The sequence below is a fragment of the Stenotrophomonas sp. NPDC047960 genome, assembly GCF_043204395.1.
Classification (GTDB): domain Bacteria; phylum Pseudomonadota; class Gammaproteobacteria; order Xanthomonadales; family Xanthomonadaceae; genus Stenotrophomonas.
On record NZ_JBIDBX010000002.1, the window covers coordinates 394,022 to 421,003 of the forward strand.

Here is a 26,982-nt window from a genome sequence, read left to right on the forward strand (position 1 = left end):
GCCGCCCAGCGAGCTGCACGCGAAGCAGCCGCCGCTCATGTCGGCCGGGCCCAGCTTGCCGTCGCGCGCCTTCCTGGCCAGCTCGCCGGTTTCCTGCGCGATCTGCACCACGCCCTTCTTGTCGACGTCGCGGATCACCGGAACGACCAGGCCGTTCGGGGTATCCGCGGCGAAGCCGATGTTGAAGTACTTCTTCAGGGTGAGGTTCTCACCGGCCGCATCCAGCGAGGCGTTGAATTCCGGGAACTGCTTGAGCGCCGCAGCGCTGGCCTTGATCAGGAAGGCGAGCATGGTCAGCTTGATGCCGGCCTTCTCGTTTTCCTTGTTCAGCGCCACGCGCAGGCCTTCCAGATCGGTGATGTCGGCCTGCTCGAACTGGGTGACGTGCGGGATCATCGCCCAGTTGCGCGCCAGGTTGGCACCGGAAATCTTCTTGATGCGCGACAGCGGCTGGGTTTCCACCTCGCCGAACTTGCTGAAGTCGACCTTCGGCCACGGCAGCAGGTTGAGCCCACCACCGGTGGCGACCGTGCCACCGGCAACAGGGGCGCCCGCGCCGGTGAGCGCCGACTTGACGAACTTCTGCACGTCGGCCTTGGTGATGCGGCCGCCCTTTTCGGTGCCGGTCAGCTGGTTGAGGTCCACGCCCAGCTCGCGGGCGAACACGCGCACCGCCGGAGTGGCGTACGGCACCTTGGACGGCAGCACGCTGTCGGCGTTGAACTGCACCGGCGGGCTGCTCGGCGCACCGGCCGAGGGGGCGCTGGCGATTTCGCGCGCGGCCAGCTTGTCCGGCTGGGCCGGCACGGCGACCGGCTCCACCTTGGTGCCGGTTTCGGCAGCGGCCGGGGCGGCCGCCGCGGCGGCCTGGCTCGGGGCCGGTGCGGCAGCGCCGTCGGCGTCGATGATGGCCACCACCTTGCCCTGTGAGAGGGTGTCGCCGACCTTGACCTTGATTTCCTTGACCACGCCGGCAACCGACGAGGGCACTTCCATCGTGGCCTTGTCCGATTCCAGGGTCACCAGACCCTGATCCTTCTTGACCGTGTCGCCGACGGCGACCAGCACTTCGATGACCGGAATGTCGGTGTAATCGCCGATGTCGGGCACAAGCGCTTCAACCGGGCCAGCGCCGGCAGCAGCCGGTGCAGCAGCGGGCGCGCTCTGGGTGGCCGGGGCCGGGGCCGCGGCGGCAGCCGCTTTGGCCGGCGCGGCTGCAGGCGCCGCTACCGGGGCAGGCGCGGCGGCGGCGTCGGCGACTTCGATCAGCGCCACGACCTTGCCCTCGGACAGGTTGTCGCCAACCTTGACCTTGATTTCCTTGACCACGCCAGCGACCGAGGACGGCACTTCCATCGTCGCCTTGTCCGACTCGAGCGTGACCAGGCCCTGATCCTTCTTGACGGTGTCACCAACGGCGACGAGCACCTCGATTACCGGGATATCGCTGTAGTCACCGATATCGGGGACAAGTGCTTCCTTGATTTCGGCCATGGGGATAACTCCGGCAATCTGGTGTAGGGAATCGCCTATTGTGGGGGCATGAGGCTTCAGCGCCAACCAGCTTGGGCAATTTTCACTGACTCTGTCCCGGGACAGCCTGTTGCAGCAGGGATGGACACTGCCGCGGCGGGTATTCCAGTCGGTACCGTATTGTCCCGCGGTGGTCCGGCTCAGCCGGCCAGGACATCGGCCACGGGCTGCCACGCCACCTGCAGGCGCGGCAGCGGCCATGCCGCATTGGCCGGGCTGGTCGAGGGCAGCGACCACACGGCAAGTGACGTCGAACGTTCGCCCAGCACGGGCTGGATGTAACGCATGAAAGCGGCGTGTGCAGTGCCGCCGTTGCAGGCGATTGCCGCCAGCGAGGGCAGCCGGTCAACCAGCTGGACCACTGCATTGGGCACTTCACTGCCGCGCACGATGGCGGTATCCAGGCTGCCACGCCGCTCGCACTCCCCGATCACGTCCCACAGTCCAATACCGGCCGATTGCAACGCCCGCAGCCGGTCGAGGTAAGGCAGGCGCGCGTCGATCCCGGTCAGTGCGGACATCAAGGGCCAGAATCGATTGCGTGGATGCGCGTAGTACTGCGCGGCATGCAGCGACGCCGCACCCGGCATCGAGCCCAGCACAAGCACGCGGCAATCCGCCCGAACCTGCGCAGGCAGGCCAATACACAGGCTTGGGTTCGTCACAGTGTCTCCAGATGCATGAATGTCCCGCACGGCATGATCGCGCGCCAGCGCAGGGATTCCGCGCTGCTGGCTGAACAGAACAAACTAAATTTTAACGCGCGTCGGATTCGATTCATGTTGCGGGGACTACGTTTGCTTCGCCCCGCTGCAAAGGGGGCCCAGAACAAAAAAACACCTGAGGAGATTCCCCCATGCGCTCCATCCGCACCCTGACCCTGGCTACCCTGACTGCCCTTGCCTTCGCACCTGCCGCCTTCGCGCAGGACAGCGCCACCGACACCGCGTCGGGCAAGCATTTCGCCGTTGTCGGCGGCGTTGCGCTGTTGCAGCCAAAGAACGATCCGCTGGAAGGCATCGACAAGGTCGATGGCGGTCCGGCGCCGACGCTGAGCTTCAGCTATTACATCAACGACAACTGGGCCGTGGAACTGTGGGGCGCAGCCGACAAGTTCGACCACCGCGTGCGCGGTGCCAACAATGCCAAGCTGGGCACGGTTGAGCAGCAGCCGATCGCGCTGAGCGGGCAGTACCACTTCGGCCAGGCCGACAACGTGTTCCGTCCGTTCGTGGGCGTCGGTTACTACGAGTCGAACTTCAGCAACGAGGAGCTGGCCAGCGATGCCGGCCACATCGGCCTGGAAACCGCCAAGGGCGCCATCGGCACTGTCGGCGTTGACATGAACATCAACAGCACCTGGTTCGCCCGTGCCGATGCCCGCTACATGCATTCGCGCCCGGAGCTGACCGTCAACGGCAACGGCACCGGCGACGAAGCCAAGCTGGATCCGTGGACCGTGGGCTTTGGTATCGGTGCGCGCTTCTAAGCGTCTCCGCTGAATGTAGTAGCAGTACAACGGGCCCCTCGCGGGCCCGTTGTTGTTTCAGCCTGCCACGTAGCCGGCAACGCGCCGTAGGGACAGCGCGCATCGATGGCACCACCGGCGTTACCATCGGCCCTGCATGGTGCCGGCTGCAACCCGGGGATCCCGTATGGACAAACGCTACGTAATCGCCATCGACCAGGGCACCACCAGCTCGCGGGCGATGCTGTTCGACCGCGCCGGCCGGATGGCCGGGGTGGCGCAGCGCGAGTTCACCCAGGTGTTTCCACAGCCTGGCTGGGTGGAACACGATCCGCGCGAGATCCTGACCAGTGTCTATACCACCCTGACCGAGCTGCTCAACCGCGAGCAGGTCGATCCACGCCAGATCGCTGCGATCGGCATCACCAACCAGCGCGAAACAACCGTGGTGTGGGACAAGGCTACCGGCCAGCCCATCCACAACGCGATCGTCTGGCAGTCCAGACAGAGCAACGATATCTGCGAGCGCCTTAAGGCGGGCGGCCACGAACCCCTGATCCGTGAGCGCACCGGCCTGCTGGTGGATGCGTATTTTTCGGCGACCAAGATCCGCTGGATCCTCGATCATGTCGACGGCGCGCAGGCCCGTGCCGAACGCGGTGAGCTGCTGTTCGGCACCATCGACAGCTGGCTGGTGTGGAACCTTACCGGCGGCACGGTGCACGTCACCGACTACAGCAATGCGTCCCGAACGCTGCTGTTCAACATCCACACCCTGGCCTGGGATGACGCACTCCTGGCCCTGCTGGACATCCCGCGCGCGATGCTGCCGGAGGTACGCAGCTCCAGCGAAGTGTATGGCACCACCCGCGCGCAGTTCTTCTTCGACCAGCACATTCCGATCGCCGGCATCGCCGGCGACCAGCAGGCCGCGCTGTTCGGCCAGGCGTGCTTCGAACCGGGCATGGTCAAGAACACCTATGGCACCGGTTGTTTCATGCTGATGCATACCGGTGCGCGTGCGGTGGCCTCCCGCAATGGGCTGCTCACCACGCTGGCCTGGGGCATCGACGGCCAGGTGGAATACGCACTGGAAGGGTCCATCTTCGTGGCCGGCTCCGTCGTGCAATGGCTCCGCGACGGGCTGCGCATGTTCGGCAAGTCCAGCGACTGCCAGGCCTATGCTGAACGCGCGGCCGACAACGGCGGGGTCTACATGGTGCCGGCCTTCGTTGGCCTCGGCGCGCAGTATTGGCGCAGTGATGTGCGCGGGGCGGTGTTCGGCCTGAGCCGGGGCACCACCAAGGAACACTTCATCCGCGCGGCGGTGGAATCAATGGCCTACCAGACCCGCGACGTGCTGGCCGCGATGCAGGCCGATGCAGGCATTGAACTGAAGGAACTGCGCGCCGATGGGGGCGCGATCGCCAATGACTTCATGGCACAGTTCCAGAGCGACCTGCTGGGCGTGCCGGTGCTGCGCCCGAAGGTGGCCGAAACCACCGCGCTGGGAGCGGCCTGCCTGGCCGGCCTGGCGACCGGGTTCTGGAGCAGCCGCGCGGAGATCGCCGAGCAGTGGGCGCTGGATCGCCGGTTCGTGCCGCAGATGGCGGCGGCCGAACGCGAGGCGTTGTACGCCGGATGGGTCCAGGCGGTGGAAGCGACGATGGGGTTCCGGGTAGGTTGACCGGCGGACCGGCCGCCGGTCGGTCCACCCCCGGGCAGGAGCCGACCGTTGGTCGGCTCGCGCCCGATCAGAACGCCGGCAGCACTGCGCCCTTGTATTTTTCGGCAATGAAGGCCTTCACCTCGGGGCTGGTCAGCGCCTTGGCCAGCTGCTGCACGCGCGGATCGTCCTTGTTGTCCGGGCGAGCGACCAGGAAGTTCACGTACGGCGAATCCTTGCTTTCAATCGCGAGCGCGTCCTCGGTCGGGTTGAGGCCCGCGTCCAGCGCATAGTTGGTGTTGATCAGGGCCAGGTCCACCTGGTCGAGCACGCGCGGCAACATGGCCGAGTCCAGTTCACGGAAGGTGAGCTGCTTCGGGTTGGCGATGATGTCGCGCTGGGTGGCCAGTGCGTTGCTCGGGTCCTTGAGCGTGATCACGCCAGCCTTGTGCAGCAGGATCAGCGCGCGGCTGTTGTTGCTCGGGTCGTTGGGAATCACCACGTCGGCACCCACCGGCAGATCGGCCAGCGACTTGAAGCGGCGCGAATAGGCGCCGAACGGTTCGATGTGCACGCCGATGACCTTGGTCAGGTCGGTCTTGCGGTCGCGGTTGTAGGCGTCCAGGTAGGGCTCGGTCTGGAAGTAGTTCACGTCCACCTGCTTCTGCACCAGCTGGTCGTTGGGCTGCACGTAGTCGTTGAAGACCTTCACGTCCAGCTCCAGGCCTTCCTTCTGCAGGATCGGCTTGACCACTCCCAGGATCTCGGCGTGCGGCACCGCTGTGGCCGCGACCACCAGTCTGCTGGAATCGGCGGCAGGCTTGCCGCAGGCGGCCAAGGCCAGCGTGGCGGCCAGCAACGGGAGCAACAGGGTCTTTTTCATGGGGACGGAATCCGGGGGGCTGCGTAGCAGCCAACCATACCCCAAGCCCCGGCCAGCCGGGTATCCCGGCCATATGACCGGGAGGCATGAACGTTATTCGTAATTGCTCAGCGCCATCATCAGCAGCGCCTTGGCCTGCTCGCGCAGCACGGTCGGCTCGATGATCTCCGCATCCGAACCGTAGTGCAGCACGTCCATCAGCAGCTCGCGCGAGACGCTGTAGGGCACCTTGAGCTCATAGCGGCCGTCGGCCAGGAACCGGCCCTGCTGTTTGGAATGCCAATGCTCGTCGGCGACCCAGCGTGCAGCCTTGGCGCTGAACACGATGGTCGCCCAGCCCTTGGGCGGGCCGGAGAAGATGCCGTAGCTGGCGCCCAGCTGCTCGTCCAGCTCGGTGTCGTCCACGTCGCGCGCGAGCGTGTCGACCACGCGGGCCTTGTAGATGCGATCCACCGCAAAGCTGCGCAGCCCTTCGCGGCCATGATCCCAGGCGTCCAGGTACCAGTTGTCGCGATAGTGGGTCATGCGCTGCGGCGACACGGTGCGCTTGGTCGCCTCGTCGGTGGAACGGGCCCGGTACTCGAAGGCCAGCTGCTTGCGCTCCAGCACCGCCGATGCCACGGCGCGGAAGCTCGCCTCGTCGAACTTGCGGCCGCGGTGCGGGATGACCCGCACCCGGTCCACCGGCCAGGTCGACACGCCGGCCTGCGCGGCCAGCAACCCTTCGATGCGCTGCTGCAGCGGTGCCAGCACCGACGAAAGAACACCGCCGCCGGTGCGCGCCAGCAGGTGCTGCGAGGCCAGCAGGGCGTGCAGCTCTTCCGAGCTGAGCCACAGCCCGGGCAACTCGAACCGCTCGCTCTCGTTGTCCTGGTAGCGGAAACCGGCCTCGCCATCGCCCTCCACCGGCGCCATCAGCGCATCGCGCAGGAAGGCCAGGTCGCGATAGACGGTGGCGCGCGAACATGCCAGTTTTTCCTGCAGAGTCGCCACCGTGACCGGATAGCGGGCGGACTTCAGCAGACGATGCAGGGCGTTGATGCGTTCATATCGGTCCATGACCCGATTATGTCCGAGTCGCCGTCGTTGTGGCGGCCCGGATCCGAACTTCGGCTATCGTGGGGCCCCCTGTCCGCCCGAACCCCGCCATGCGCCTGCTGCCTGCCGTTGCCGTGCTGTCCCTGCTGCTGTCTGCCTGCGGGCAGGCACCTGCGCCCGCCGCGCCTGCAGCCGCCACGCCGCCCGTACCGGTCGCCAGCGAGCCCGCGCAGGCGGTACTGGCCGCCAGCCAGCGCTTCGGGCAGCTGCGCAGCTTCCACGCCAACCTGCACATGCAGGGGCCGCGCACGCTGGACGCCCGCATGGAATTCGTGGCACCGGACCGGTACCGGCTGCAGACCGACGAGGGCGTGCAGACCATCATCGGCGACACATTCTTCCTGCAGCGCGCCGGCGAAGTCCGCCAGGTACCGGTGCCTCCGGGCCTGCTGGCGCAATGGCGAAGCCCGCTGCCGGCCGATGCCACCGCCGCCGACCTGCAGGTAGAGGCACTGGGCGAGGAACGCGTGGATGGGCAGCCCGCCCGCCGCTACCGCGTGCGCCATGCCAGCGCCGCACCTGACGGCATGTTGTACTGGATCAACGCTGCCGGCCTTCCGGTGCGGATCGAACGCCAGGGGCAGACCCAGGGCAAGCCCTTCAAGGTCACGGTGGATTACAGCCGTTTTGACGACCCGACGTTGCAGATCGCGGTGCCCTGAACAGGCGACAAGTCCAAACCCCTCCTAAAGCACGGGCCGGAAAAGGAAAAACGGCGTGAAGGCATCAAGTATCATCACGTGTTGCTCCTCCCCCCTGTTGATCCGGAGAACCGTTGATGTCCCTGCGCGTGACGTTGCTTGCTTCCCTGCTGCTCAGTGCCCCGGCCGCCTTTGCCCAGGACACCACCGACCTGGCCGCGATGACCTCGCCCTGGAGCGGCAGTGGCGGTGAACTCGGCTTTGCCTCCGCACGGGGCAACAGCAACACCGAAAGCGCCAACGGCCGCCTGCGCCTGCGCTACACCGATGACGACTGGGTGCACAGCATGGACCTGTTCGGCCTGCGCTCGCGTTCGGAATACACCGAAACCGCCGACGACGGCACGGTCACCAAGCGCAGCAACACCACCGCCAACCGCTACACCGGCAGCGCCGGCAGCGCGCTGCAGCTGGGCGAGCACCGCCAGATCACTGCCACGGTGCGCTACGAGCGCGACGACTTCGCCACCTACGACCGCCAGAGCTCATTCGGCCTGGGTTACGGCACCCGGCTGGTGGAAGGTGACCGCTTCTACATGGATGCGCAGATCGGCCCCGGTGTGCGCCGCACGCACAACACCGAAGACGACGAAACCCGTACCGGCCTGATCGGCCGCGGGCTGTTCGACGTGAAGTATTCGCTGACTCCCAATACCGACCTGGTCAACACCCTGCTGGTGGAGTCGGGTTCGTACAACACCTTCGGCCAGAATGATCTGGGCGTGTCGGTGAGCATGAACGAGCACCTGGCGCTGAAGGCGGCCTGGCAGGCGCGCTACAACAGCGACGTAGCCGAAGACAAGCGCAAGACCGATACCCTGACCACGATGAACGTGGTTTACAAATTCAAATGATCCCCCCAGTAGGTACCGACCACCGGTCGGTACCCACCGGTGACGCCCGCGGTAGCTGTCGACCGTTGGTCGGCACGCCTCAAACGGCGAGCAATTCGCCGGCGCCGCCCTCCAGCAGGCCCAGGGCCACGGCCTTTCCGAGCGCATCCGGGTCATTGCCCGGGCCGCGCGCTTCGGCGCGGATCAGGCGGCCATCCGCCACGCCACCCACCAGGCCCTGCAGGAACAGGTTTTCACCTTCCCACTGCGCGTAGCCGGCGACCGGAACGTGGCAGCTTCCGTGCAACGCACGGTTCATGGCGCGCTCGGCTTCCACGCAGACACGCGTGCGTGCATCGTCGAGCGGGGCGAACAGCGCCATCACCCGCGCATCGCCACCGTTGCATTCCACCGTGACCGCGCCCTGCGCCGGCGCCGGCAACCACTCCGGTGCCCGCAGCCGCGCCACGATGCGCCCGCCCAGCCCCAGTCGTTCCAGGCCGGCCACGGCCAGCACGATAGCGTCGTAACCGCCGTTGTCGAGCTTGGCCAGGCGCGTGTTGACGTTGCCGCGCAGGTCCAGCAGTTCCAGGTCCGGACGCAGCGCGCGCAGCTGGGCCTGGCGGCGCAGCGAGGAGGTGCCAACCCGCGCACCGATCGGCAGCGCGTCCACCGAGGCGTACAGGTTGGAAATGAAGCCGTCGGCCGGATCGTGCCGGGTCAGCATTGCCGGCAACGCGAATGGCGCGTCCAGCTCCATCGGCACGTCCTTGAGCGAGTGCACCGCGCAATCCGCATCGCCGCGCAGCATGGCCAGTTCCAGCTCCTTCAGGAACAGACCCTTGCCGCCGATCGCAGCCAGCGAGCGGTCCAGCACTTCGTCGCCCCGGGTGCTCATCGGTACCAGCACCACGTCCAGGCCCGGATGGGCCCGGCGCAGGCAGTCAGCGACATGTTCGCTCTGCCAGAGGGCAAGCGGGCTCTTTCGGGTGGCGATGCGCAGGGTGGTCATGCGCGCATTATCGCCGGCGGGAGGCATATCGACCAACGGACGCTACCTACTGGTGCGCCGTGACCGCTTCACAGGTGCTTCAAATCCTGTTTCAGGCTGGCCACGCAGCGCCGGCTGACTTCCAGCGGGGCCTTGCCATGGCGCAGCACGGCCTGGACCTGGCCTGCGGCGTTTCGTCGCAGCTCGACCAGTTCGTGGCGGGCCACCAGACAGTTGCGGTGGATGCGCACGAAACGGCTGGCAAATTCCTCTTCCAGCGATTTCAGCGATTCCTCGATCAGGTCCTCACCGCGCGCATGGTGCACCACCACGTACTTTTCCTCGGCCTGCAGGTAGTGGATGTCATCGATCGGGATCAGCCGCAGGCTGCCGCGCAGGCGCGCGCACAACAGCGTGCGCGCCTGCTGGCTGGGTACGCTGGGCTGCCCATTGCGGCCCGCCAGGAAGGTCCGTGCACGCTCCAGCGCGGCGACCAGCCGCTCGCTGCGCACCGGCTTCATCAGGTAATCGATGGCCGCCGCCTCGAAGGCCGACAGCGCGTGTGCATCGTAAGCAGTGCAGAACACCACCGCCGGGCGCGGGTCGAACGTGGCCAGGTGGCGCGCAGCCTCGAGGCCATCCAGGCCGGGCATGGCGATATCCAGCAGCACCAGATCCGGCTGCAGCTCGGCGCAGGCATGCAGCGCCTGCTCGCCATTCTCTGCTTCGGCCACCACCTCGACCCCTGCCTGTTCGGCCAGCAGGCTGCGCAGGCGCTCGCGGGCGAGCGGCTCGTCGTCGGCGATGACAACTCTCAAGCAGGCTTCCTCACGGAACAGGGACGAAGATGTCGCAGGCATAGTAGCCGTCGTTCCATGCTCCCGTCATCCGTGCGCCCGGACCGAAGCGCCACGCCAGCCGGTGCGCGATGTTGCGCTGCGCATGCCCGGCGCCCTGCATCAACGGCAGCGCACGCGCATCCGGATCGGGCGCAGGGTTCTGGATGCGGATGTGCAGTTGCGCGCCTTCGCAGGACAGCGCGATGACGATGGTGCCGCCCCCGGGCAGCCGCGAGATGCCGTGCAGCACCGCGTTCTCCACCAGCGGCTGCAGCACCAGGCGGGGCATCGGCAGGGTCCATGGCAAGGTCTCTGCGCGGTGCCATTCCACCTGCAGGCGCTCCCCCAGCCGCAGCGATTCGATCGACAGATAGGCTTCTGCCAGCTCGCACTCGGCCTGCAGGGTGGAGTCTCCCTCGCCCGCACCCAATGCAGCACGGAACAGGTCAGACAGATCGAGCACGGCGCGCTCGGCCACCTCCGGATCGCGCCGCACCAGGCTGGCGATGAGGTTCATGCTGTTGAACAGGAAATGCGGGCGGATCCGCGCCTGCAGTGCGTCGGCCTGCGCGCGCGCGTTGGCCACGGTCTGCGCGCTCCAGCGGTCGCTTACGTAGAAGTAACGCAAGGCCAGCGCCACGATCAGCGCCGTGACGGTGGCGCAGCCCAGGGTAAAGCGCCAGAACCCCACGTCCCCTGCAAAGTTCTGTGTACCCAGCGCCGCATACAGGGCATGCACGATGCCCGTGCACACCGCCGCTATCATCGCGGTCATCCCCACTGCCACGGCCGAACCCAGCGCTTCGGGCAACGTCGACAAGGTCGCGCGTGCCGCGCACAGGCTTACGGTGACCGCCAGCGCCAGCCACAGGGCCAGGCCGCTGGCCGCCAGGAAGTCGGACACGCTCCATTGGCGGCTGCCATCGGGTGCCAGTGCCACCACGACCACCACCAGCTCGGCCAGACCGAGCATTGCGCCCAGCCGCGGCAGGCGGCACAGCTCGGGCAACCACAGCTGCTGGCGGGGGTCGTTCATGGCTCAGGCCGTGGCGAAGCGCTCGTCCAGCCAGTCGCCCAGCGCCTGCAGTTCTTCGGCGCAGACCTGGTGGGCCATGGAATAGGAATGCCACTGCAGCGGGAAGCCGGCGGCCGTGAGCCGCTGGGCGGTGTCGGCCGCGATCGCCTGGGGGATCACCGGATCCTGCGCGCCATGGGCCATGAACACCGGTGGCCGCGCACCGTTGGGCACCGCCGCGTCCACCGCCGCCTGCGGGTCCGGCAGGTAGGTGGACAGCGCGATCAGACCGGCAAGGGGCCGGGTCGAACGCAATGCAGCGCTGAGGATGATCGCCCCGCCCTGTGAGAAGCCGGCAAGCAGGATGCGCTCGACGGCAATACCGCGCGCGACTTCGGCGTCGATCAGGGCATCCAGCGCACGCACCGAGGCGTCCACGCCGGCGGCGTCGGCGCGGGATCGGAAGTCCATGCTGACGATGTCATACCAGGCGCGCATGGGCACGCCGTTGTTGATCGTGATCGGCTGGACCGGGGCGTGCGGAAACACGAAGCGGATCGCCGGCCAGTGCGGACGCAGCAGCTCCGGCACGATCGGGGCGAAATCATGCCCGTCCGCGCCCAGCCCGTGCAGCCAGAGCACGGCCCATTGCGGGTTGGCGGCGGTTTCGTTGACTACGGTTTCCAACGCGTGCGACATCGTGCGGCTCCAGTACGTTCTGGCCGCATTATGGGGCCAGATGTCAGGGCGCGGCACGCTGGGCGGCGGCGCGGCGCAGTTCGGCGGCGCGCTGCAGGATGATCGGCGGCGTGGTTTCTTCGGGGATTTCCATCAGGCGCAGGCGGTGCAGCAGGTCGCCGGCGCGGCGTCCGGAGGTCAACGCAACCACCGGAATGGCCAGCACCATGCCCACCACCACCGGCGCCATCCACGCCGCAAGGGCCGGCGATACCGCATAGGCCAGCGCGCCCATGAACAACCCGAACACGCTCAGGCCGCCGTAACCTTTGATCAGCGCCGGCCAGGAAATGCCACCGTCGTCGCGCTGCTGTGCATCCCAGCCCGAATCCTTGCCCGCCAGCACTTCGGCCACGCCGCGTGACTGCACGTACATCACCACTGGCGCCATCAGCGCGGCCAGCACCGTTTCCAGCAGCATCGACACGAATGCGCGGATGCCACCACCACAGCCGCGGCGCTCGGCGGGGTCGATCAACATCGCGATGTAACCCAGCACCTTGGGCAGCAGCAGCACCGCCATGGTGATGGCGAACATGCGGATCACCTGGGTTTCATCCTGCTGTCGCCAGTACACACCCGGCGACAGATGCAGCACTTCGCTGAAGTCGATGCCACCCTGGAACAGCGGGATGGCAATGCCGATCAGCATCAGCATCGCCCACATCGGCGCCGTGAAGTAATGGCCGATGCCGATCATCATGTGCGTGCGGCTGACCCAGTGCAGGCCCCGCGAACCCACCACCTTGGCGTGCTGCAGGTTGCCCTGGCACCAGCGGCGGTCGCGCACCAGCATGTCGGTCAACGTGGGTGGACCTTCCTCATAGCTGCCCTTGAGGTAGGGCACCATGTGGGTTGCCCAACCGCCGCGGCGCATCAACGCCGCTTCGACGAAATCGTGGCTCAGCACATGGCCGCCGAACGGCTGCCGGCCTGGCAGCGGCGGCAGCCCTGCGTTCTCGGCGAAGGCCTCGGTACGGATCACCGCATTGTGGCCCCAATAATTGCTCTCCGCGCCGTGCCACCATGCCACGCCGCGCCCGATCACCGGGCCGTACACACGTCCGCCAAACTGCTGCATGCGCGCAAACAGCGTGCGCCCGCCGATCACCGCCGGCAGGGTCTGGATCAGGCCCACGTCTGGATTGAGTTCCATCCCGGCCACCAGGCGCACGATGGTATCGCCGGTCATCAGGCTGTCGGCATCCAGGATCAACATCTGCGGGTAGCCGCCGCCAAAGCGGCGCACCCAGTCGGCGATGTTGCCGGCCTTTCGCCCGCTGTTGTCGCCCCGGCGCCGGTAGAAAAGGCGCTCATGCCCGCCTACCGCATCGCACAGCTCGGCGAACGCCTGCTCCTCGGCCGCGCCAATGTCCTCGCGGCGGGTATCGCTGAGCACGAAGAAATCGAACTGCTCCAGTTGACCGGTACTGGCCACCGATTCGTAGATGGCCTGCAGGCCGGCCAGCAGCCGCCGCGGATCTTCGTTGTAGGTGGGCATCAGCAGTGCGGTGCGGGTGTGCACCTGCGGCAGCGGCTGGTCCGGGTCGATGCCCAGTTTGTAGCCCCGGTCGAACACCGCGGTCAGGAACCCGGCCAGCGCGCCGGCGAAAGACAGCGCGATCCAGGCAAACAACGCCACGAACAGCACCAGCAGGCAGCCTTCCAGCACCGTGATGCCGTTGGTGGCCAGCACCTTCCACATCATGTGGGTGGCGGCCACGGTCATTGCCGCTGTGCCGCCAAAGATATAGAAGCGGCGCAGCGCGATCATCCGCGGCGCGGTGCGCTGGCGCGGGGTGCGCAGGCGGCCCTGGGTGAACGTCTGTTCGGGCATCCCCATCGGGGTTTCAGCGGGCAGCACCGAGCGACCGGCATCCATCACGGCGTTGACGGCCTGCACACTCATGCGTGGCTACCCTGCGTGCGGTTGCACCGGGCACTGCTGCTGTGCCGTGCAGCGGCGTGGCCATGGCCGGCGCCCTGCTGATGTCTGTGACTACCGGAACCCACGAACTCTCCAACGGCACTGAGGCGAAAAATGCGGCTCAGCATAGGGGGCCAAATGTAAGCCGGGCGCGAAGGGGCGTCTGGGCATTTCTCCCCATTCAGCAAACCCCGGACTGCCCCAGCCGCAGCAGCGTGCCACAAACCGGCGCAAGCCTTGCGCTGCAAGGCCTGCCCTATTCAGGATTCAGTCAATCCCGTCGTTGGTGGACGCCGGCGCTTCCAGTGCGGGTCGGTCGGCGACAGACGCACCGGGTCCGGATCTGCGCAGGCAAGCCGCCGCCAGGCCAAGCAGGACGGCAACGATGTCGATCAGCTGGCGGTGTGCGCCCTGCCGGGCGACCGCTCAGACCGGGGTGGTTTCCACGGCGACATCGCTCTCCACCGGCATGTGCGCCAGGGCACGGGAGCCGACGTGGGAAAACTGCAGCTGTGCAAGCAGATGCTGGGCCTGGGTGGCAACCGGGCACGGCAGGATCCGCGGGCCGGCTTCAGGGCGCTCAGGGGACATCACTACACTCGACATGTTCTGGTTCTCGATCCTTTCCAATGCTCCGCACGGCTCCCATGCCGCGGGGAATGCGAACCCTATATGAATTCGTGGACGAATGTGTGACGCCGCCCAGGCAGCGCCGGGTCAACACCGCACCAGGTCCGAAAACTGGCGTCGTTTGATAGTCACCGACTATCATGTAACCGTTTTCAACCTCAGAAAGTGGATATGGATTCCAACATCGCTTCATCGTTCAGCCCGAAGTGGCAGTTCCGGTTCGACTTCTTCAACACCTATGGAGCGCCGAACTCGCCGGCTTTCAAGGCCGCTTACAAGGCGCTGCCGTTCGGACAGAAGCTCAAGGTGAACTTCAACTTCTTCGCCCTGTTCTTCGGCTGCATCTATCTCTTCATTCTAGGGATGTGGCGCAAGGCCCTGACCATCCTGGGACTGACCCTGGTGCTCGGCGTGGTACTGGCATTCCTGCCCGACCCGATCGGCCGTGGCATCGCGATTGCGTGGACGCTGTTCATCGCGCTCACCACCAATTACAACTACTACCTGGAAAAGGTGAAGGGCGACACCAGCTGGAACCCCTTCCAGGGCATGCGCTGGTAAGCCACGCAGCTCGCATGCCTGAAAAGCCCGGTCCATGACCGGGCTTTTTTCGTTGCTCAGGAAATTTCCGGTTCGGCCTCGACGGCTGGCGCTCCAGCACGCACCGGCCCCCGCGTCTGCCCGACGACCCTGCGCGGTGCTGCGGGGGCTGCCGCCGGGGCACCCGTCGCCGTGCGGAAGATCGCCACGGCGGTGCCCAGCTGCTGGGCCTGCTCTTCCATCGCACGCGCCGCGGCAGTGGCTTCTTCCACCAACGCCGCATTCTGCTGGGTGGTTTCGTCCATCTGGGTGATGGTCTGGTTGACCTGCTCGATGCCGGCGGATTGTTCCTTCGAGGCGGCGGAAATCTCAGCCATGATGTCATTGACCCGACGCACGCCGGTCACGATCTCTTCCATCGTACGCCCGGCCGTATGCACCAGCGCCGCGCCTTCGGCCACCTGCTCCACCGAATCGTCGATCAGGTGCTTGATCTCCTTGGCCGCCCCGGCCGAGCGCTGGGCCAGCGCGCGGACTTCCGAGGCCACCACCGCAAAACCACGACCCTGCTCGCCGGCACGCGCCGCTTCCACGGCGGCGTTGAGCGCCAGGATGTTGGTCTGGAAGGCAATTCCATCAATCACCGAGATGATCTCGGCAATACGCTTTGACGCGGCCTCTATCCCGGCCATGGTGGTCACTACCTGGCCTACCACCTTCCCGCCCTGTTCGGCTACGTTGGCCGCACCGGCCGCCAGTTGGTTGGCCTGCACGGCGTGGTCGGCGTTCTGGCGCACGGTGGACGTCAGTTCCTCCATCGACGCGGCGGTCTCCTCGAGGCTGGCGGCCTGCTGTTCGGTGCGGCGCGACAGGTCGCTGTTGCCCGAAGCGATCTCGCCAGCCGCCAGGTTGATGCTGTCTGTGGCCTGCTGGATACGGCCGACGATGTCGGTCAGCTGGGTCACGGTGGTATCGGCATCGTCGCGCATCTGTGCGAACACGCCGTGGAACTGGCCATGCATGCGCGCGGTGAGGTCGCCGGCGGCGATCGCGCGCAGCAGCGCAGAGATCTGCTGCAGGTTATCGTCACTGACCTGCATCATCGTATTGAGGTTTTCGACCATGGCGCGGAAGTCATGGTCGAAGCGCAGGCCATCGCCGCGCTGGCTGAAATCGCCGCGCGCGGCGGCCCCCGCCAGGTCGCGGATCTGGGTGTTGATCGCGCGCAGGTTGGCCTTGGTGGTATCCATGGCGTCGGTGAACACGGCCTGCTCGCCGGGCAGGCGGTCCATGTCCTGCGACAGGTCACCCACTGCATAACGCTGCATCACCTCGACCAGTCGACGGGTGACGGCGATGTTGGCGCCCACCAGCTGGTTGGTGTCTTCGACCATGCGCCCGTACTCGCCCGGGAAGGCCTGCGCATCCATCCGGAAACCGAGTTCGCCTGCCGAATGGCGCTGCGCCATCTCGGCCTGGGCGGCCATCACGGCGCGCAGCTGGCCTCGCATGCGCTGCATGGCGTCGAGCAGGCGGCCTACTTCGTCGTCGCGTGGCGGCGGCAGCGGAGTGTCCAGGCGGCCTTCGGCGACCTCGGCCGAGAGCCGCACGGCGTCGGCGAGCGGGCGGATTGCCTGCCGGCGCAGCAGCACGTACACGCTGGCGCTGAGCACCAGCGCCGCGCCCAGGCCAACGCCAAGGATGATCCACAGCAGCGACCGCGCCTGTTCGGTGATCAATGCGTACGGCACGATCACGCCCAGCGCGAAGCGTTCTTCACTGGCACCGATGCGCAGCGGCACGTACGCCTTCACGTTGCCCGCGGCATCGGGCGTGAACGCCTCGAAGCGCTGGTCGCGGGCCACGGCTGCAAGGACCTGGGCAGTGACGGGATCGTCGCGGCGCTGGCCGATCTGCCTGGCATCCTGCGCGGCCAGCACGATGCCGCCGGGTGAAATCAGTTCAACGTGGCCCTGCCCCATCGGGCGCAGCGCCGCCAGGCGCTCCTGGAGCGCGGCCAGGCCGAAGTCCACGGTGACCGCGCCCAGGAACTGGCCGTTGTCGAGCACCGGGGTCGACAGCGTGGTCATCAGTACCTGCCTGCCGCCGATCTCGTAACGGTACGGTTCGCTGACGGCCTGCCGCTTGAGTTCACGCGGGCGCAGGTACCAGTCGCCTTCGCCGGGGACGTCATAGCCCTTGAGTGCATCCTGCACCGGCGCGCCATCCTGCCAGGCCCAATAGCTCATGAAGCGCCCGGTGGCGTCGTGGGCCTCGGCGCCGACGAAGTCGGCGTCCCTGCCATCAAAGGCCTGCGGTTCCCACAACGTGCCCAGGCCCACCCATTCCGGGTGAGCCTGCAGCTGCTGTTGCAGCACCTGTGCGGCGGTCGCACGCGACAGGGTGGCAGCGCGGTGCTGCACGACCAGGCTGTCAGCCAGTGCCTGGCTGGTGGCAAATGCGATGGCCAGATCTGCGCCGACCCGGTTCGATTCGGCCTCGGCCTGGCTTTGCATCGTCCGCCGCGAGGACTCGAGCAGCGCCTGGCTGGCTTCGCGATAACTGAGGGCGGCGGTCACGCCAAAGCAGAGCATGGCGATCAGCGCGGTACCCAGCATCAGCCGGTTGGCGATGCTGCCGGGGCGCTTGGAAGCGGACGAGCGGGACGCGGACATGAAGTGTTCCAGGCAGGAGTACAGAACAGCGCGCGCCGGTGGGCGCCGCTACTACGTCACGCAGTCCATTGCGGACCGGCCGGCAGGGTGCAACGCACGCCGGATCCGGGTCATACGCTGGTAACGGCGCTGTGCTGGAGATGTTGAGCGCCGGATCCTGACCCTGTTCAGTGAGGGCGGTAGCGCATTGACGACGCCAGGTAGCGCAGCGCACCCTGACCGGTCCTTCTCTCAGGCACACGCCCATGTACGGATTGATCGGCAGGATGAACATTGCTCCCGGCGAGCGCGACGCGGTCATCGCGATCCTGCTGGAGGGCACCCAGGCCATGCCCGGGTGCCGCAGCTACGTGGTGGCCAAGGATCCGGCCAATGCCGACGCGATCTGGATCACGGAGGTCTGGGACAGCATTGAGCTCCACCACGCCTCGCTGGCCCTGCCGGGCGTACAGCAGGCCATTGCCCGGGCACGCCCGCACATCACCGGCTTCGGCGAGCGGTTCGAGACCCAACCGGTAGGCGGTTACTGACGCGTGCGGAACATCGTGCCAACGCTGTGCAGCAGCTCGTGCACGCTGAACGGCTTGGGCAGCAACGACATGCCCTCGCCCAGGAACTCGTTGCGCACCGCCGCACTTTCCGTATAGCCGGTGATGAACAGCACCGGCAGGGCCGGACGCAGCGCGCGCGCCGCATCGGCCAGGTCGCGACCGTTCATGCCGGGCAGGCCGACGTCGGACAGCAACAGGTCCACGGCACGGGTCGAATGCAGTTCCAGCAATGCCTGCTGCGAGTTGGTGGCCTCCACGACCTGGTAGCCGACCTCGACCAGCATTTCGCGCACCATCATCCGTACCGAATCGGTGTCGTCCACCAGCAGGATGCGTTCGGCATGTCCCCGCTGAACATCCATCTCCGCTGCTGATTCGGCCTGCAGCTCGACCTGTTGCTGGCCCTCGGGCAACAGCAGTTCGATCTCGGCACCTTCACCCTGCTCGCTGGCAATACGGGCGCTGCCGCCCGACTGACGTGCGAACCCATAGGTCATCGACAGACCCAGGCCGGTACCTTCGCCCTGCGGCTTGGTGGTGAAGAATGGCTCGAACACCTTGTTGATCAGGTCCAGCGGAATGCCGGTGCCGTTGTCGATCACCTTGACGCTGATGTAACTGCCCGGCGACAGCTCGTGATCGCGTTCGACGGTCGCACGGCCTGCGCGGATGCGGATCAGGCCCTGGCCGGCCAGCGCATCGCGCGCGTTGATGACCAGGTTGAGCATGACGTTCTCGAACTGGTTGGGATCGGCCATGGCCATCAGCGGTTCGGTGCCCAGCTCCAGCTCCAGTTCGATATTCTCCCCAATCGAGCGCCGCAGCATGTCTTCCAGCGATCGCACCCGGGCCACCACGTCGAACGTCTGCGGGTCCAGCGGCTGCTTGCGGGCAAACGCCAGCATGCGCTGGGTCAGTGCGGCCGCGCGGTGCGCCGAGGCGGTGGCAATGTCCACATAGCGGCTGGCCTTGTCCCACTTGCCGCTGCTGGCCGCCATCTCGATCATGTCCAGGCCGGAGATGATGGTGGTCAGCAGATTGTTGAAATCGTGCGCGATGCCGCCGGTCAGCTGGCCCAGCGAATCCATCTTCTGGGCCTGCATCAGCTCCATTTCCGTGCGCTCGCGCTCGGCGATCTGGAACGCCAGCTCGCTGTTGGCGCTTTCCAGTTCCTGGCGCTGCTCCAGTTCGCGCACGTGCCGCTCGGTGATGTCTTCGACCAGCACCAGGCCCAGGCCGGGCGCACTGTAGGGCGTCACCCGCCATTCGGTCACGCGCCGGCTGCCCTGCACCTGCAGTGCAAAGGTGCCCTGCCAGCGCTCGCCTTCACCCACCGCCACCTTCAGCGCGCTCATCGGCCCGAACTGGTGGCCCAACAATGCCTCGATGCGTCCAGGCTCCAGATTGCCACCGAGCAGCCGCTTGAAGGCGTCGTTGGCTTCATGCACCTGCAGGTGCGCATCCAGCACGCCGATCGGCGCGTTGACCTGGCGGAAGATCTCCCCAAAGCGCGCTTCGGCCTCGCGCAGGGCATCTTCAGCGCGGCGCGCACGCAGCAGGCTGCGCAGGGTAGCCAGCAGCACGTCCGGATCCACCGGATGCACCAGGTAGGCGTCAGCGCCGGCGTTGAGGCCGGTGATGAGGTCCCCCGTGGCGATCGAGGCGGCCGACACATGCACGACCGGCAGCAGCTGCATGCGCGGGTCTTCGCGCAACTGGCGAACGACGTCGAAACCGCTCATGTCGGGCAGGTTGACGTCCAGCACCAGAGCACCGAAATCCTGCGCGTTCAGCTGCGCCAGGCCGTCGCTGCCGGTACCGGCTTCCTCCACGCGGAACCCGTGGTGTTCCAGCACCCGACGCACCGAATAGCGGGTGGCCGCGTTGTCATCGACGATCAGGATCCGGTCACGCGTCGGCATCGGCGGCCTCCGCGGCAGCCAGTTTGAGCGGCAGCTTCACATGGAACTCCGAACCGACGCCCAGTTCGCTGGTCACGCCGACCTGGCCGCCCAGCAGTTCGGCAAAGCGCTTGCACAACGACAAACCCAGCCCAGTGCCGCGCAGACGCTTCTGCAGCGGGGTGTCCACCTGCACGAAATCCTCGAACAACGTAGGCAGCAGGTCCTGCGGGATGCCGATGCCGGTGTCACGCACGCTGAAACACACCGAGTGCTCGTCCAGCAGCGTCGCCGATACCACCACCTGGCCATTGGGCGTGAACTTCAGCGCGTTGGAGATGAAGTTGCGCAGGATCTGCGCCAGCTTCTTGTCATCGGTGTACAGCAGGGGCAACGCCGGCGGATCTTCGAACACCAGGTCCACCCGGTTTTCTTCAATCAGTGGCCGGAACATGCCGCGCAGCGCCGCAAACAGGTCCATCAGGTCGAACCAGGCCGGCGAGATGGTGATCCGGCCTGCTTCGATCTTGGCCAGGTCCAGCAGGTCGTCGACCATTTCGCGCAACTCGGTCGCCGAGCCGCTGATGAACCGCACCTGGCGGCGCTGCTCGTCGGTCAGCGGGCCGTCCATGCCGTCTTCCAGCAGCCGGGTCATGCTCAGGATGGAGCCCAGCGGGGTGCGGAACTCGTGGCTCATGTAGGACAGGAACCGGCTCTTGAGTTCGGAGACCTCGCGCAGCTGCTCGGCCTGCTGGTCCAGTTCGGCGTACAGGGCCAGTACGCCCTGGTTGGTTTCTTCCAGCTCCGCGCGCAGTGCGTCGGCCTGCGCGCGGAGCCGGACGATTTCCTGTTCGGGCGAAAGCGCGTTCAATGCAGGTCTCCAAGCCGCAGGGCGATGAGGCCGGTGTCGTCGCGGCCACGATCGAAATCGCGCTGCAGCACCGCCACTATGAGGGCCGGGTGGCGATGGAACAGGCCGGGGTAGTCGCGCAGGCTCCAACGGGCCTGCAATCCATCACTGTGCATGAGCAGAAGCGTGCCTGCGGTCGCGTGAAAATGGAATGGTTGCGCTTTGCGGAACTGGACCCCGACGATACCGGGATGCGAGGCCATGCCGCGCGTCGTGGTCGCCTGGTGGAGGCCTGCCGAGATGTTGCCGATGCCGGCGAACTGGAGCGCGCCGCTGGCGACCTCCACACGGGCGACCGCCACTGCGCCGCCCCGGGTTCCCGACATGCCGGCGTGCATCGCTGCGATCACGTCCGCCGGCGCAGCAACGCCGCACGCGGCCGCAGCCGATACGCCGGCGTGGGCGGCATCGGCCGCGGGCAGCCCGTGCCCCAGTCCGTCGATCAACGTCACGACCACCGCCTGGGCATCGGCATGCAGGTGCCAAGCGTCGCCGCAGGCCACCTCATGGTGCATGGCCAGGCGCAGCGCGCCGTAGGGCACGTCCACGTTGCGGGCGGCCAGGCTGGCATAGATCCGCGCCACCATCACGCTGCCCTTGTCGTCGGACCAGGCGTCCAGGACGGTCGCCTGGCGCTGGATCGCGCCGAGCCCCAGGCCCTGGGTGCCGCCGGTGGAATAGCCGTCAGGCAGCGACTGCGCGAGCGAGAAGCCCGGCCCGGCATCGAGCGTGCACAGCTCGATACCCTCCCCCCCGCGACCGCACACCACCGACAGGTACATGCGCCCGCCGCGTCCGTGCTTGATCACATTGGTGGCCAGCTCGGTGGCGGCCAGGGCCACGCGGCCGGCATCCACTTCATCGAAGCCGATGGCGTCGGCCATGGCCAGCGCTTCGCGCCGGGCCTGCCCTACCTGCGTGACCTCTTCCACCACCACGACCCGTGTCACCCGGCCAGAGAAGTTCAGATCCATTTTGTGATGGAAACCCGGGTGCCCCTGCCAGGCTCGCTCTCAAGCTGGAACTGGTCCACCAGCCGGCGCGAGCCGGACAGGCCCAGGCCCATGCCGCTGCCGGAGGTCCAGCCATCGGTCAGCGCCTGGGCAATATCGGGAATACCGGGCCCGTTGTCGGAGAACACCAGGCGCAGGCCACGCCGCAGACCGCTGTCCACCACGTCCCACTCCATGCTGCCACCCCCGCCGTAGATCACGGCGTTGCGGGCCAGCTCGCTGGCCGCGGTGACCAGCTTGGTCTGGTCGATCAGCCGCATCCTGCACGCCACGGCCGCCTGGCGGGCGGCCTGGCGGGCCAGCACGACGTCCTGTTCGACGCGGATCGGCAAGGATCCACTGACCGCCGTCATGGCGCCTCTTCGTCAGGTTGCCGCATCAGGTCCATGCGCAGCAGATCCATGCCACGTTCGACATTCAGCGCGGTGCGTACACCGGTCAGGGTCAGGCCCAGCTCCACCAGCGTGATCGCCACGGCGGGCTGCATGCCCACCACGACCGTGGTGGCATCCATGATCCGCGCCAACGACGAAATGGTGGAGATCATGCGGCCGATGAACGAATCCACGATGTCCAGCGCCGAGATGTCGATCAATACGCCGCGCGCGGAGATCTTCTGGATCCGTTCGGTCAGGTCATCCTGGAGGGTCAGCGCGAGCTGGTCATGCATGTCGACCTGGATGGTCACCAGCAGCAGATCGCCCATCTGCAGGATCGGAATGCGGTCCATTTCAGCGGGCCGCCTTGGTCACCGTCTGGCCCGTGCGCTTGAGCGCCAGTGCCAATGCATCGGCCAGGTTGGCCTTGGTGACGATGCCCTGCAGGTCCAGGCCCAGGTGCACGATCGTCTGTGCGATCTGCGGCCGGACGCCGCTGATGATCGCGTCGGCGCCCATCAGGCGGATGGCGGTGACGGTCTTGAGCAGGTGCTGGGCCACCAGCGTGTCCACGGTGGGCACGCCAGTAATGTCAATGATGGCGATTTCCGAACCGGTGTCGACGATCCGCTGCAGCAGCGATTCCATCACCACCTGGGTGCGCTGCGAATCGAGCGTGCCGATCATCGGCAGCGCCAGCACGCCCTCCCACAGTTTCACCACCGGGGTGGACAGTTCCAGCATTTCTTCCTGCTGGCGCTGGATCACATCCTCGCGGGTTTTCTGGTAGACGTTGACGCTGTGCAGGCCAAGACCGTCGATCAGCTCGGAGATCGCCCACAGCTGTTCACCGACCGCCTTGGGATCGTCGGCGAAGTTCTGCTGGACCAGCTCGAACAGCGGGCGCTTGAGCGAGAACAGAAAGCTGGCGGTTTCCGAGGAACTGAAGCCTTTGAGCACGCGGTCGCGCGAGAGCTGTTCCAGGAACTGGCGGGTTTCCTGCCACTCGCTGCCGGCGACGCCATTGCCGGCAGGGGACAGCGCCGCCTGGAACAGGCGCCAGAATTCGCGTACCTGTGCGTCCAGCTCACGCGCGCTGAGGCGGGCATCCTGGCTCTGGCCGGAAGCGGCCAGATGGTCGACCCACTGCTCCAACACGAAGTCCTGGCGGGTACGAAGAAGGTCGATGGTGCGCTGCTGCATGGCCGCCATGAGGAGATCCCGGGTAGGAAGGGGGAAGGCCCCGGCACGCGACGCGCCGGGGCCTGGAATGAGACTGAGCTTAAATGAATTCAGCTACGTGGACCATGACGGCAACCATTGACACCTGGAGGTCGCGCGCACATGCCTGAATTATTCAGAATCCGGGGACCCTGCCGCTCACTGCCCATGCCCGACTGGCCGCTTCGACACCTTGCGCCGGCGTATCGCGAGCACCTGCCCGACCACTGCCGTGATCAGGATCAGGCTGTTGGTCACCACGAACACCGTAGAGCCGAGCAGCGCGCTGTAAGCAATGAACAGCAGCGAGGCCGTGATCTGACCGACGAACAACCAGGTGGAGACGCCTTCCACCGACCCGGCCTGGTGCTGCTTGTAGATCTGCCGCGCCAGCGTGGCGATCAACACGGCCGTGGCGGCCCAACCCAGCAGGTCGGCGGGCTGCTCCATCATTCGGGCACCATGCGTGCGGGCAGCAGCGAGGTCCCGGCGCTTACCACCTCCCGTTCCAGCGCGCGAAGGAAGCCGCTGAAGCCGTGCGGCGCACGCGCCGTGCGCCGGGCACTTGTCACCACGGCGGGCCGGGCCAGCCAGGCAATGTGGGCGCCGTTGCCGGCCAGTGCTTCAACCAGTGCAACGTCTTCTCCCGTGCGGAGGGCCTTGAAGCCGCCCACCGCCAGGTAAGCCGCCGCGCTCATCCCCAGATTGGCTCCGTGGATGTGCCGGTGTCCGTCCTGCACGATTTCCCGCTCGGAGAATGCCCTGCGCACGCCTTCTGGATAGTCGAGCCAGTCGGCCACTTCAACCACGCCGCAGAACGCATCGGCGCCGCATCGACTCTGCCGCCACAGCCAGTCCGGTGGCACGGCGGTGTCGGCGTCGGTACTGGCGATCCAGCGCGCGCCCTGCGCCAATGCGTGGCTGGCCGCCGCTGCCCGCGCAGTGCCGACGCACTGGGCGTCCACCACCACGGTGAGCGCCCCGTGCTCGGCACATACCGCCGCCGTGGCATCGCTGCATGCGTCCAGCGCAACCACCACCCGCACCGGCTCGCAGCGCAGACCGGGATGTCCGGCAGCCACGGCGATCGACGCCAGGCAGCGACCGATGGCATGCGCTTCATTGTGTGCGGGCACGATCACGCCGATCATCGCAGGCCTTCCCAGCGGGCAACGCTGGTCGGCTCGCGACTCCACGCCTGCATGAGCAGGTCAGCGTCCTGGTAACAGAAGGCCTCATCCAGGCCCCGGGCAAACGCGCGGTGCACCTGCTGGGCTGAGCTGAGCGCCTCATCGAATGGATGTACCCAGTGGCACGCCAGCAGCAGGCCGTCATCGGCAAGGCTGGCGCGCAGTTTTTCCGCCATCGCCACCACGGCCTGCGGCGCCAGGTAATAGCCGACCTCGCTGACCACGATCAGGTCAAAGCGCCCGTCAGGCCATTGTTCCGGATGGCGGGCCTGCTCCAGGCGGACGTTCGACAGGTGCCGGGTCGAGCCGGCCGCGTCCTGCAGGGCCGCCTCACTGAGGTCGGTCGCCAGCAGCGCGTCGCAGCGCGTTGCCAGCTCCGCACTCAGCACGCCATTGGAGCACCCCAGTTCCCATGCGTTGCGGTACCGCTGGCGGGGCAGGCACGCCAGCGTCAGCGCGCGCTTGCGCGCCTCGTACCAGCGGCTGCGGTACTGGAAGGGATCGGGCTGTTGGTAAATCTGCTCGAAGTAGGCGCGGGTGTTCATCCGATCAGCACCTCGAAAGAGCGCCGGAACCGGTCCAGCACGTGCTCGGGAAGGATCGGCTCGCAGCCGAGCGCCTCCCCTTCCCCGGTCTGCGTAGCGAACGCCGCGATTGCCTCTCGCTTGCGGGCGCGTGCCGCCGGGCAGAGGGCAATGCGCTGCGCGGCCGTCCAGGGGCCGGCAGGTGCCTGGGCATCCAGCCAGTGCCACGCCCAGACCGGATACTGCAGGCTCCTGGCACCGCAGCTGGCTGCCGCGGCACGCGCCGCGCGCCCTGCCGCTTCGTGGTCAGGATGCGCGTCATGGATCCAGGGTGCCAGCACGACATCCCCTGCCGACAAGCGTGCGCCGAGGTGTGCGGCCAGGTCGGTTTCGTGGCGCGCCACGGCGCCATCGGGCAGCCCCAGCGAGGTCACATGCGTGGCGTCCATGCCCAAGGCCTGCAGGGCCACGGCCAGCTCGCGGCGACGCGCGTCACGCAGGCGTGCCGGTGTCAGGCGCGGATGGTCGGGATAGCAGGCTTCGCCATCGGTCACCGAGATCACCTGCACCGCGCAGCCCTGGGCGGCGGCGGCCTGCATCAGGCCGCCACAACCGAGCACCTCATCGTCCGGATGGGGGGACACCACGATGAGCCGTCGCGCCCCCAGCAGAACGGTGTCGGCTTCCACCGAGGGCAATGCCTCCAACCACGCACAGCCTTGCCACGCCGACTCCGGCGTGCCCTGTCCTTCGATCCGGACGGCTACAGCGTCCATGGCTGCTCCTGACCCTTGATGGCCCGACCCAGTGCGGCCCAGTCGCGGTCGGCATGGCTTTGCCGGATGAACACCGTGAGATCGGCCCAGCGCCGGGCATGGTCCGGCTCCAGACACATCGGCCCCGGCCCAAGCGCACGGCCTACGATGTCCAGCACCTGCATGCAGCTGCGCTCCACAACGCTGCGCACCCTTATAACGTCGGACTGATGAGGCTGGGCGGGCATCGCATCAATCCAGGCAGCCAGCTCGCGCAGGAGTGCGGCCGAGGACTCCAGTGCCATGTCGGCCTGGCCCAGCAACGCAGCGGTCTGTGCGTCGTTGTCCACGCGCGGTGAGCGCTGCAGGGGCGACGCCAACGCTACCGCCGCGCCATACCAGCAGGCTGCAATACCGGCGCCGCCGTGCCAGAAGCCCGGCCGGGCCAGGTAGGCGCCCCTGGCGCCGACGGCCTCGACGTGCACGCGGTCAAACTGCACCGTCCCACTGGGAATGCCTGCCATCCCGGTCGCATGCCAGCTCTGCGGCTGCAGCAGTATGCCGGGGGCATCGGTGCGCAGACAGACCAGGCGCGAACCCTGGCCACAGTGCGCGGTGACCAGGGCGACATCGACCAGGCCGGCGCCGGAGCACCAGGGCTTGGCGCCACTCACGGTGCTGGTTTCTTCATCGAACCGCAGCGTCGCCTGCGGTCCCTCGGCCGCCCACACCGCCGCCAGCAGGCCCTCGGCCAATGCGGGCGCATGCAGATCGGCCAGGATGGCCTGTGCGTCGTAGTGTGCTTCCATCACCTTGGCAACGCACAGGTCGCGTCCGGCGATGGCGGCCAACGCACGCCAACGCTCCAGAGTGTGCCCCCGGCCAGGGAGCGGCAACGAGGATTGGCGCTCAAGCACCTCACGCGCGGCTGCTTCAAGCGCCGGCGCGGCATGTTCGGAAATCTGGTCCATGCCCAAGGGATACCGCGCCCCCTGTGGCTGGG

Annotated in this window: 28 protein-coding genes; 6 read left to right on the plus strand and 22 right to left on the minus strand. The window is 67.1% G+C overall.

The genetic code is table 11. The annotated features are described in order from the left end of the window. Both ACGFZ3_RS07375 and ACGFZ3_RS07380 read right to left on the minus strand, forming a co-directional pair. On the minus strand, positions 1–1,494 hold a 1,494-nt coding region (locus tag ACGFZ3_RS07375), incomplete at its 3' end, for a dihydrolipoyllysine-residue acetyltransferase (protein ID WP_392918527.1). A gap of 179 nt (positions 1,495–1,673) precedes the next feature. After that, on the minus strand, positions 1,674–2,198 hold the full coding sequence (locus tag ACGFZ3_RS07380) for a DNA-deoxyinosine glycosylase (RefSeq protein ID WP_392918529.1): 525 nt from the start codon (positions 2,196–2,198) through the stop codon (positions 1,674–1,676). Positions 2,199–2,389: 191 nt separating this feature from the next. On the opposite strand from ACGFZ3_RS07380, the gene ACGFZ3_RS07385 reads away from it, so the two are divergent. Then, on the plus strand, positions 2,390–3,022 hold the full coding sequence (locus ACGFZ3_RS07385; RefSeq protein WP_392918533.1) for an OmpW family protein: 633 nt from the start codon (positions 2,390–2,392) through the stop codon (positions 3,020–3,022). Between the two features lie 166 nt (positions 3,023–3,188). Further along, positions 3,189–4,688 carry a glycerol kinase GlpK gene (glpK, locus tag ACGFZ3_RS07390; protein WP_392918536.1) on the plus strand — a complete coding sequence of 500 codons (1,500 nt, stop codon included), beginning with the start codon at positions 3,189–3,191 and terminating at the stop codon, positions 4,686–4,688. A gap of 67 nt (positions 4,689–4,755) precedes the next feature. Here glpK and ACGFZ3_RS07395 read toward each other — a convergent pair whose 3' ends face one another. After that, a complete protein-coding gene (locus tag ACGFZ3_RS07395; RefSeq protein WP_392918539.1) occupies positions 4,756–5,550 on the minus strand; it encodes a MetQ/NlpA family ABC transporter substrate-binding protein in 795 nt (264 codons plus the stop codon). 93 nt (positions 5,551–5,643) lie between these two features. Then, the gene (locus tag ACGFZ3_RS07400; RefSeq protein WP_392918541.1) at positions 5,644–6,609 is read right to left on the minus strand and encodes a helix-turn-helix transcriptional regulator; all 966 of its coding nucleotides are present in this window, start codon (positions 6,607–6,609) and stop codon (positions 5,644–5,646) included. Between the two features lie 89 nt (positions 6,610–6,698). Here ACGFZ3_RS07400 and ACGFZ3_RS07405 point away from each other — a divergent pair, with 89 nt between their 5' ends. Next, a complete protein-coding gene (locus ACGFZ3_RS07405) occupies positions 6,699–7,310 on the plus strand; it encodes an outer membrane lipoprotein carrier protein LolA (protein WP_392918544.1) in 612 nt (203 codons plus the stop codon). A 116-nt stretch (positions 7,311–7,426) separates the two neighbouring features. Then, positions 7,427–8,203, plus strand: a complete 777-nt coding sequence (locus tag ACGFZ3_RS07410) for a YdiY family protein (protein WP_392918546.1) — start codon at positions 7,427–7,429, stop codon at positions 8,201–8,203. Positions 8,204–8,282: 79 nt separating this feature from the next. Here the strand turns inward: ACGFZ3_RS07410 and hemC are convergent, their stop codons facing one another. The 6 genes from hemC to ACGFZ3_RS07440 all read right to left on the minus strand — a co-directional run bounded on the left by hemC (position 8,283) and on the right by ACGFZ3_RS07440 (position 14,298). Continuing rightward, positions 8,283–9,194 (minus strand): hydroxymethylbilane synthase, encoded by a 912-nt coding sequence (gene hemC / locus ACGFZ3_RS07415; protein WP_392918549.1) that lies wholly within the window; start codon positions 9,192–9,194, stop codon positions 8,283–8,285. Between the two features lie 68 nt (positions 9,195–9,262). Beyond that, complete coding sequence (locus ACGFZ3_RS07420) at positions 9,263–9,991, minus strand: LytR/AlgR family response regulator transcription factor (protein WP_392918552.1); 729 nt, start codon at positions 9,989–9,991, stop codon at positions 9,263–9,265. A 10-nt stretch (positions 9,992–10,001) separates the two neighbouring features. Further along, on the minus strand, positions 10,002–11,048 hold the full coding sequence (locus ACGFZ3_RS07425; protein WP_392918555.1) for a sensor histidine kinase: 1,047 nt from the start codon (positions 11,046–11,048) through the stop codon (positions 10,002–10,004). Positions 11,049–11,051: 3 nt separating this feature from the next. After that, positions 11,052–11,726 (minus strand): alpha/beta hydrolase, encoded by a 675-nt coding sequence (locus ACGFZ3_RS07430; RefSeq protein ID WP_392918557.1) that lies wholly within the window; start codon positions 11,724–11,726, stop codon positions 11,052–11,054. Positions 11,727–11,769: 43 nt separating this feature from the next. Further along, the gene (gene mdoH / locus ACGFZ3_RS07435) at positions 11,770–13,674 is read right to left on the minus strand and encodes a glucans biosynthesis glucosyltransferase MdoH (protein WP_392918559.1); all 1,905 of its coding nucleotides are present in this window, start codon (positions 13,672–13,674) and stop codon (positions 11,770–11,772) included. A 444-nt stretch (positions 13,675–14,118) separates the two neighbouring features. After that, a complete protein-coding gene (locus ACGFZ3_RS07440; protein WP_392918562.1) occupies positions 14,119–14,298 on the minus strand; it encodes a hypothetical protein in 180 nt (59 codons plus the stop codon). A 195-nt stretch (positions 14,299–14,493) separates the two neighbouring features. Between ACGFZ3_RS07440 and ACGFZ3_RS07445 the strand changes: the two genes are divergently transcribed. Beyond that, the gene (locus ACGFZ3_RS07445; protein ID WP_392918565.1) at positions 14,494–14,883 is read left to right on the plus strand and encodes a DUF2628 domain-containing protein; all 390 of its coding nucleotides are present in this window, start codon (positions 14,494–14,496) and stop codon (positions 14,881–14,883) included. Between the two features lie 56 nt (positions 14,884–14,939). Here the strand turns inward: ACGFZ3_RS07445 and ACGFZ3_RS07450 are convergent, their stop codons facing one another. Continuing rightward, complete coding sequence (locus ACGFZ3_RS07450) at positions 14,940–17,537, minus strand: methyl-accepting chemotaxis protein (RefSeq protein WP_392918567.1); 2,598 nt, start codon at positions 17,535–17,537, stop codon at positions 14,940–14,942. Between the two features lie 245 nt (positions 17,538–17,782). Between ACGFZ3_RS07450 and ACGFZ3_RS07455 the strand changes: the two genes are divergently transcribed. Beyond that, entirely contained in the window at positions 17,783–18,067 is a 285-nt protein-coding gene (locus tag ACGFZ3_RS07455; RefSeq protein ID WP_392918571.1) for a putative quinol monooxygenase, read from the plus strand. Here ACGFZ3_RS07455 and ACGFZ3_RS07460 read toward each other — a convergent pair. From ACGFZ3_RS07460 to ACGFZ3_RS07510, 11 genes are all read right to left on the minus strand, one after another. Beyond that, positions 18,061–20,010, minus strand: coding sequence for a response regulator (locus ACGFZ3_RS07460; RefSeq protein WP_392918574.1), 1,950 nt, complete (start codon positions 20,008–20,010; stop codon positions 18,061–18,063). The two genes, ACGFZ3_RS07455 and ACGFZ3_RS07460, sit on opposite strands and share 7 nt — an antisense overlap. Beyond that, positions 19,997–20,860: a sensor histidine kinase gene (locus ACGFZ3_RS07465; RefSeq protein WP_392918577.1), complete on the minus strand. Its 864-nt coding sequence runs from the start codon at positions 20,858–20,860 to the stop codon at positions 19,997–19,999. The genes ACGFZ3_RS07460 and ACGFZ3_RS07465 overlap by 14 nt, the downstream gene beginning before the upstream one ends. Continuing rightward, positions 20,857–21,873, minus strand: coding sequence for an ATP-binding protein (locus tag ACGFZ3_RS07470; protein ID WP_392918580.1), 1,017 nt, complete (start codon positions 21,871–21,873; stop codon positions 20,857–20,859). Before ACGFZ3_RS07470 ends, ACGFZ3_RS07465 begins: the two co-directional genes overlap by 4 nt. Continuing rightward, on the minus strand, positions 21,864–22,265 hold the full coding sequence (locus ACGFZ3_RS07475; RefSeq protein WP_392918582.1) for an ATP-binding protein: 402 nt from the start codon (positions 22,263–22,265) through the stop codon (positions 21,864–21,866). Before ACGFZ3_RS07475 ends, ACGFZ3_RS07470 begins: the two co-directional genes overlap by 10 nt. Then, entirely contained in the window at positions 22,262–22,642 is a 381-nt protein-coding gene (locus ACGFZ3_RS07480) for an STAS domain-containing protein (RefSeq protein WP_392918585.1), read from the minus strand. The genes ACGFZ3_RS07475 and ACGFZ3_RS07480 overlap by 4 nt, the downstream gene beginning before the upstream one ends. A gap of 1 nt (position 22,643) precedes the next feature. Further along, positions 22,644–23,501 carry an STAS domain-containing protein gene (locus ACGFZ3_RS07485; RefSeq protein WP_392918587.1) on the minus strand — a complete coding sequence of 286 codons (858 nt, stop codon included), beginning with the start codon at positions 23,499–23,501 and terminating at the stop codon, positions 22,644–22,646. A gap of 168 nt (positions 23,502–23,669) precedes the next feature. Continuing rightward, positions 23,670–23,960, minus strand: a complete 291-nt coding sequence (locus tag ACGFZ3_RS07490) for a PQ-loop repeat-containing protein (protein ID WP_392918894.1) — start codon at positions 23,958–23,960, stop codon at positions 23,670–23,672. Beyond that, entirely contained in the window at positions 23,960–24,661 is a 702-nt protein-coding gene (locus tag ACGFZ3_RS07495; RefSeq protein WP_392918590.1) for a glycosyltransferase, read from the minus strand. Before ACGFZ3_RS07495 ends, ACGFZ3_RS07490 begins: the two co-directional genes overlap by 1 nt. Then, the gene (locus ACGFZ3_RS07500; protein WP_392918593.1) at positions 24,658–25,245 is read right to left on the minus strand and encodes a class I SAM-dependent DNA methyltransferase; all 588 of its coding nucleotides are present in this window, start codon (positions 25,243–25,245) and stop codon (positions 24,658–24,660) included. The genes ACGFZ3_RS07495 and ACGFZ3_RS07500 overlap by 4 nt, the downstream gene beginning before the upstream one ends. Continuing rightward, the gene (locus ACGFZ3_RS07505) at positions 25,242–26,000 is read right to left on the minus strand and encodes a PIG-L deacetylase family protein (protein ID WP_392918596.1); all 759 of its coding nucleotides are present in this window, start codon (positions 25,998–26,000) and stop codon (positions 25,242–25,244) included. The genes ACGFZ3_RS07500 and ACGFZ3_RS07505 overlap by 4 nt, the downstream gene beginning before the upstream one ends. Then, positions 25,988–26,950 carry an acyl-CoA dehydrogenase gene (locus tag ACGFZ3_RS07510; RefSeq protein WP_392918600.1) on the minus strand — a complete coding sequence of 321 codons (963 nt, stop codon included), beginning with the start codon at positions 26,948–26,950 and terminating at the stop codon, positions 25,988–25,990. The genes ACGFZ3_RS07505 and ACGFZ3_RS07510 overlap by 13 nt, the downstream gene beginning before the upstream one ends. Positions 26,951–26,982 lie beyond the last annotated feature (32 nt).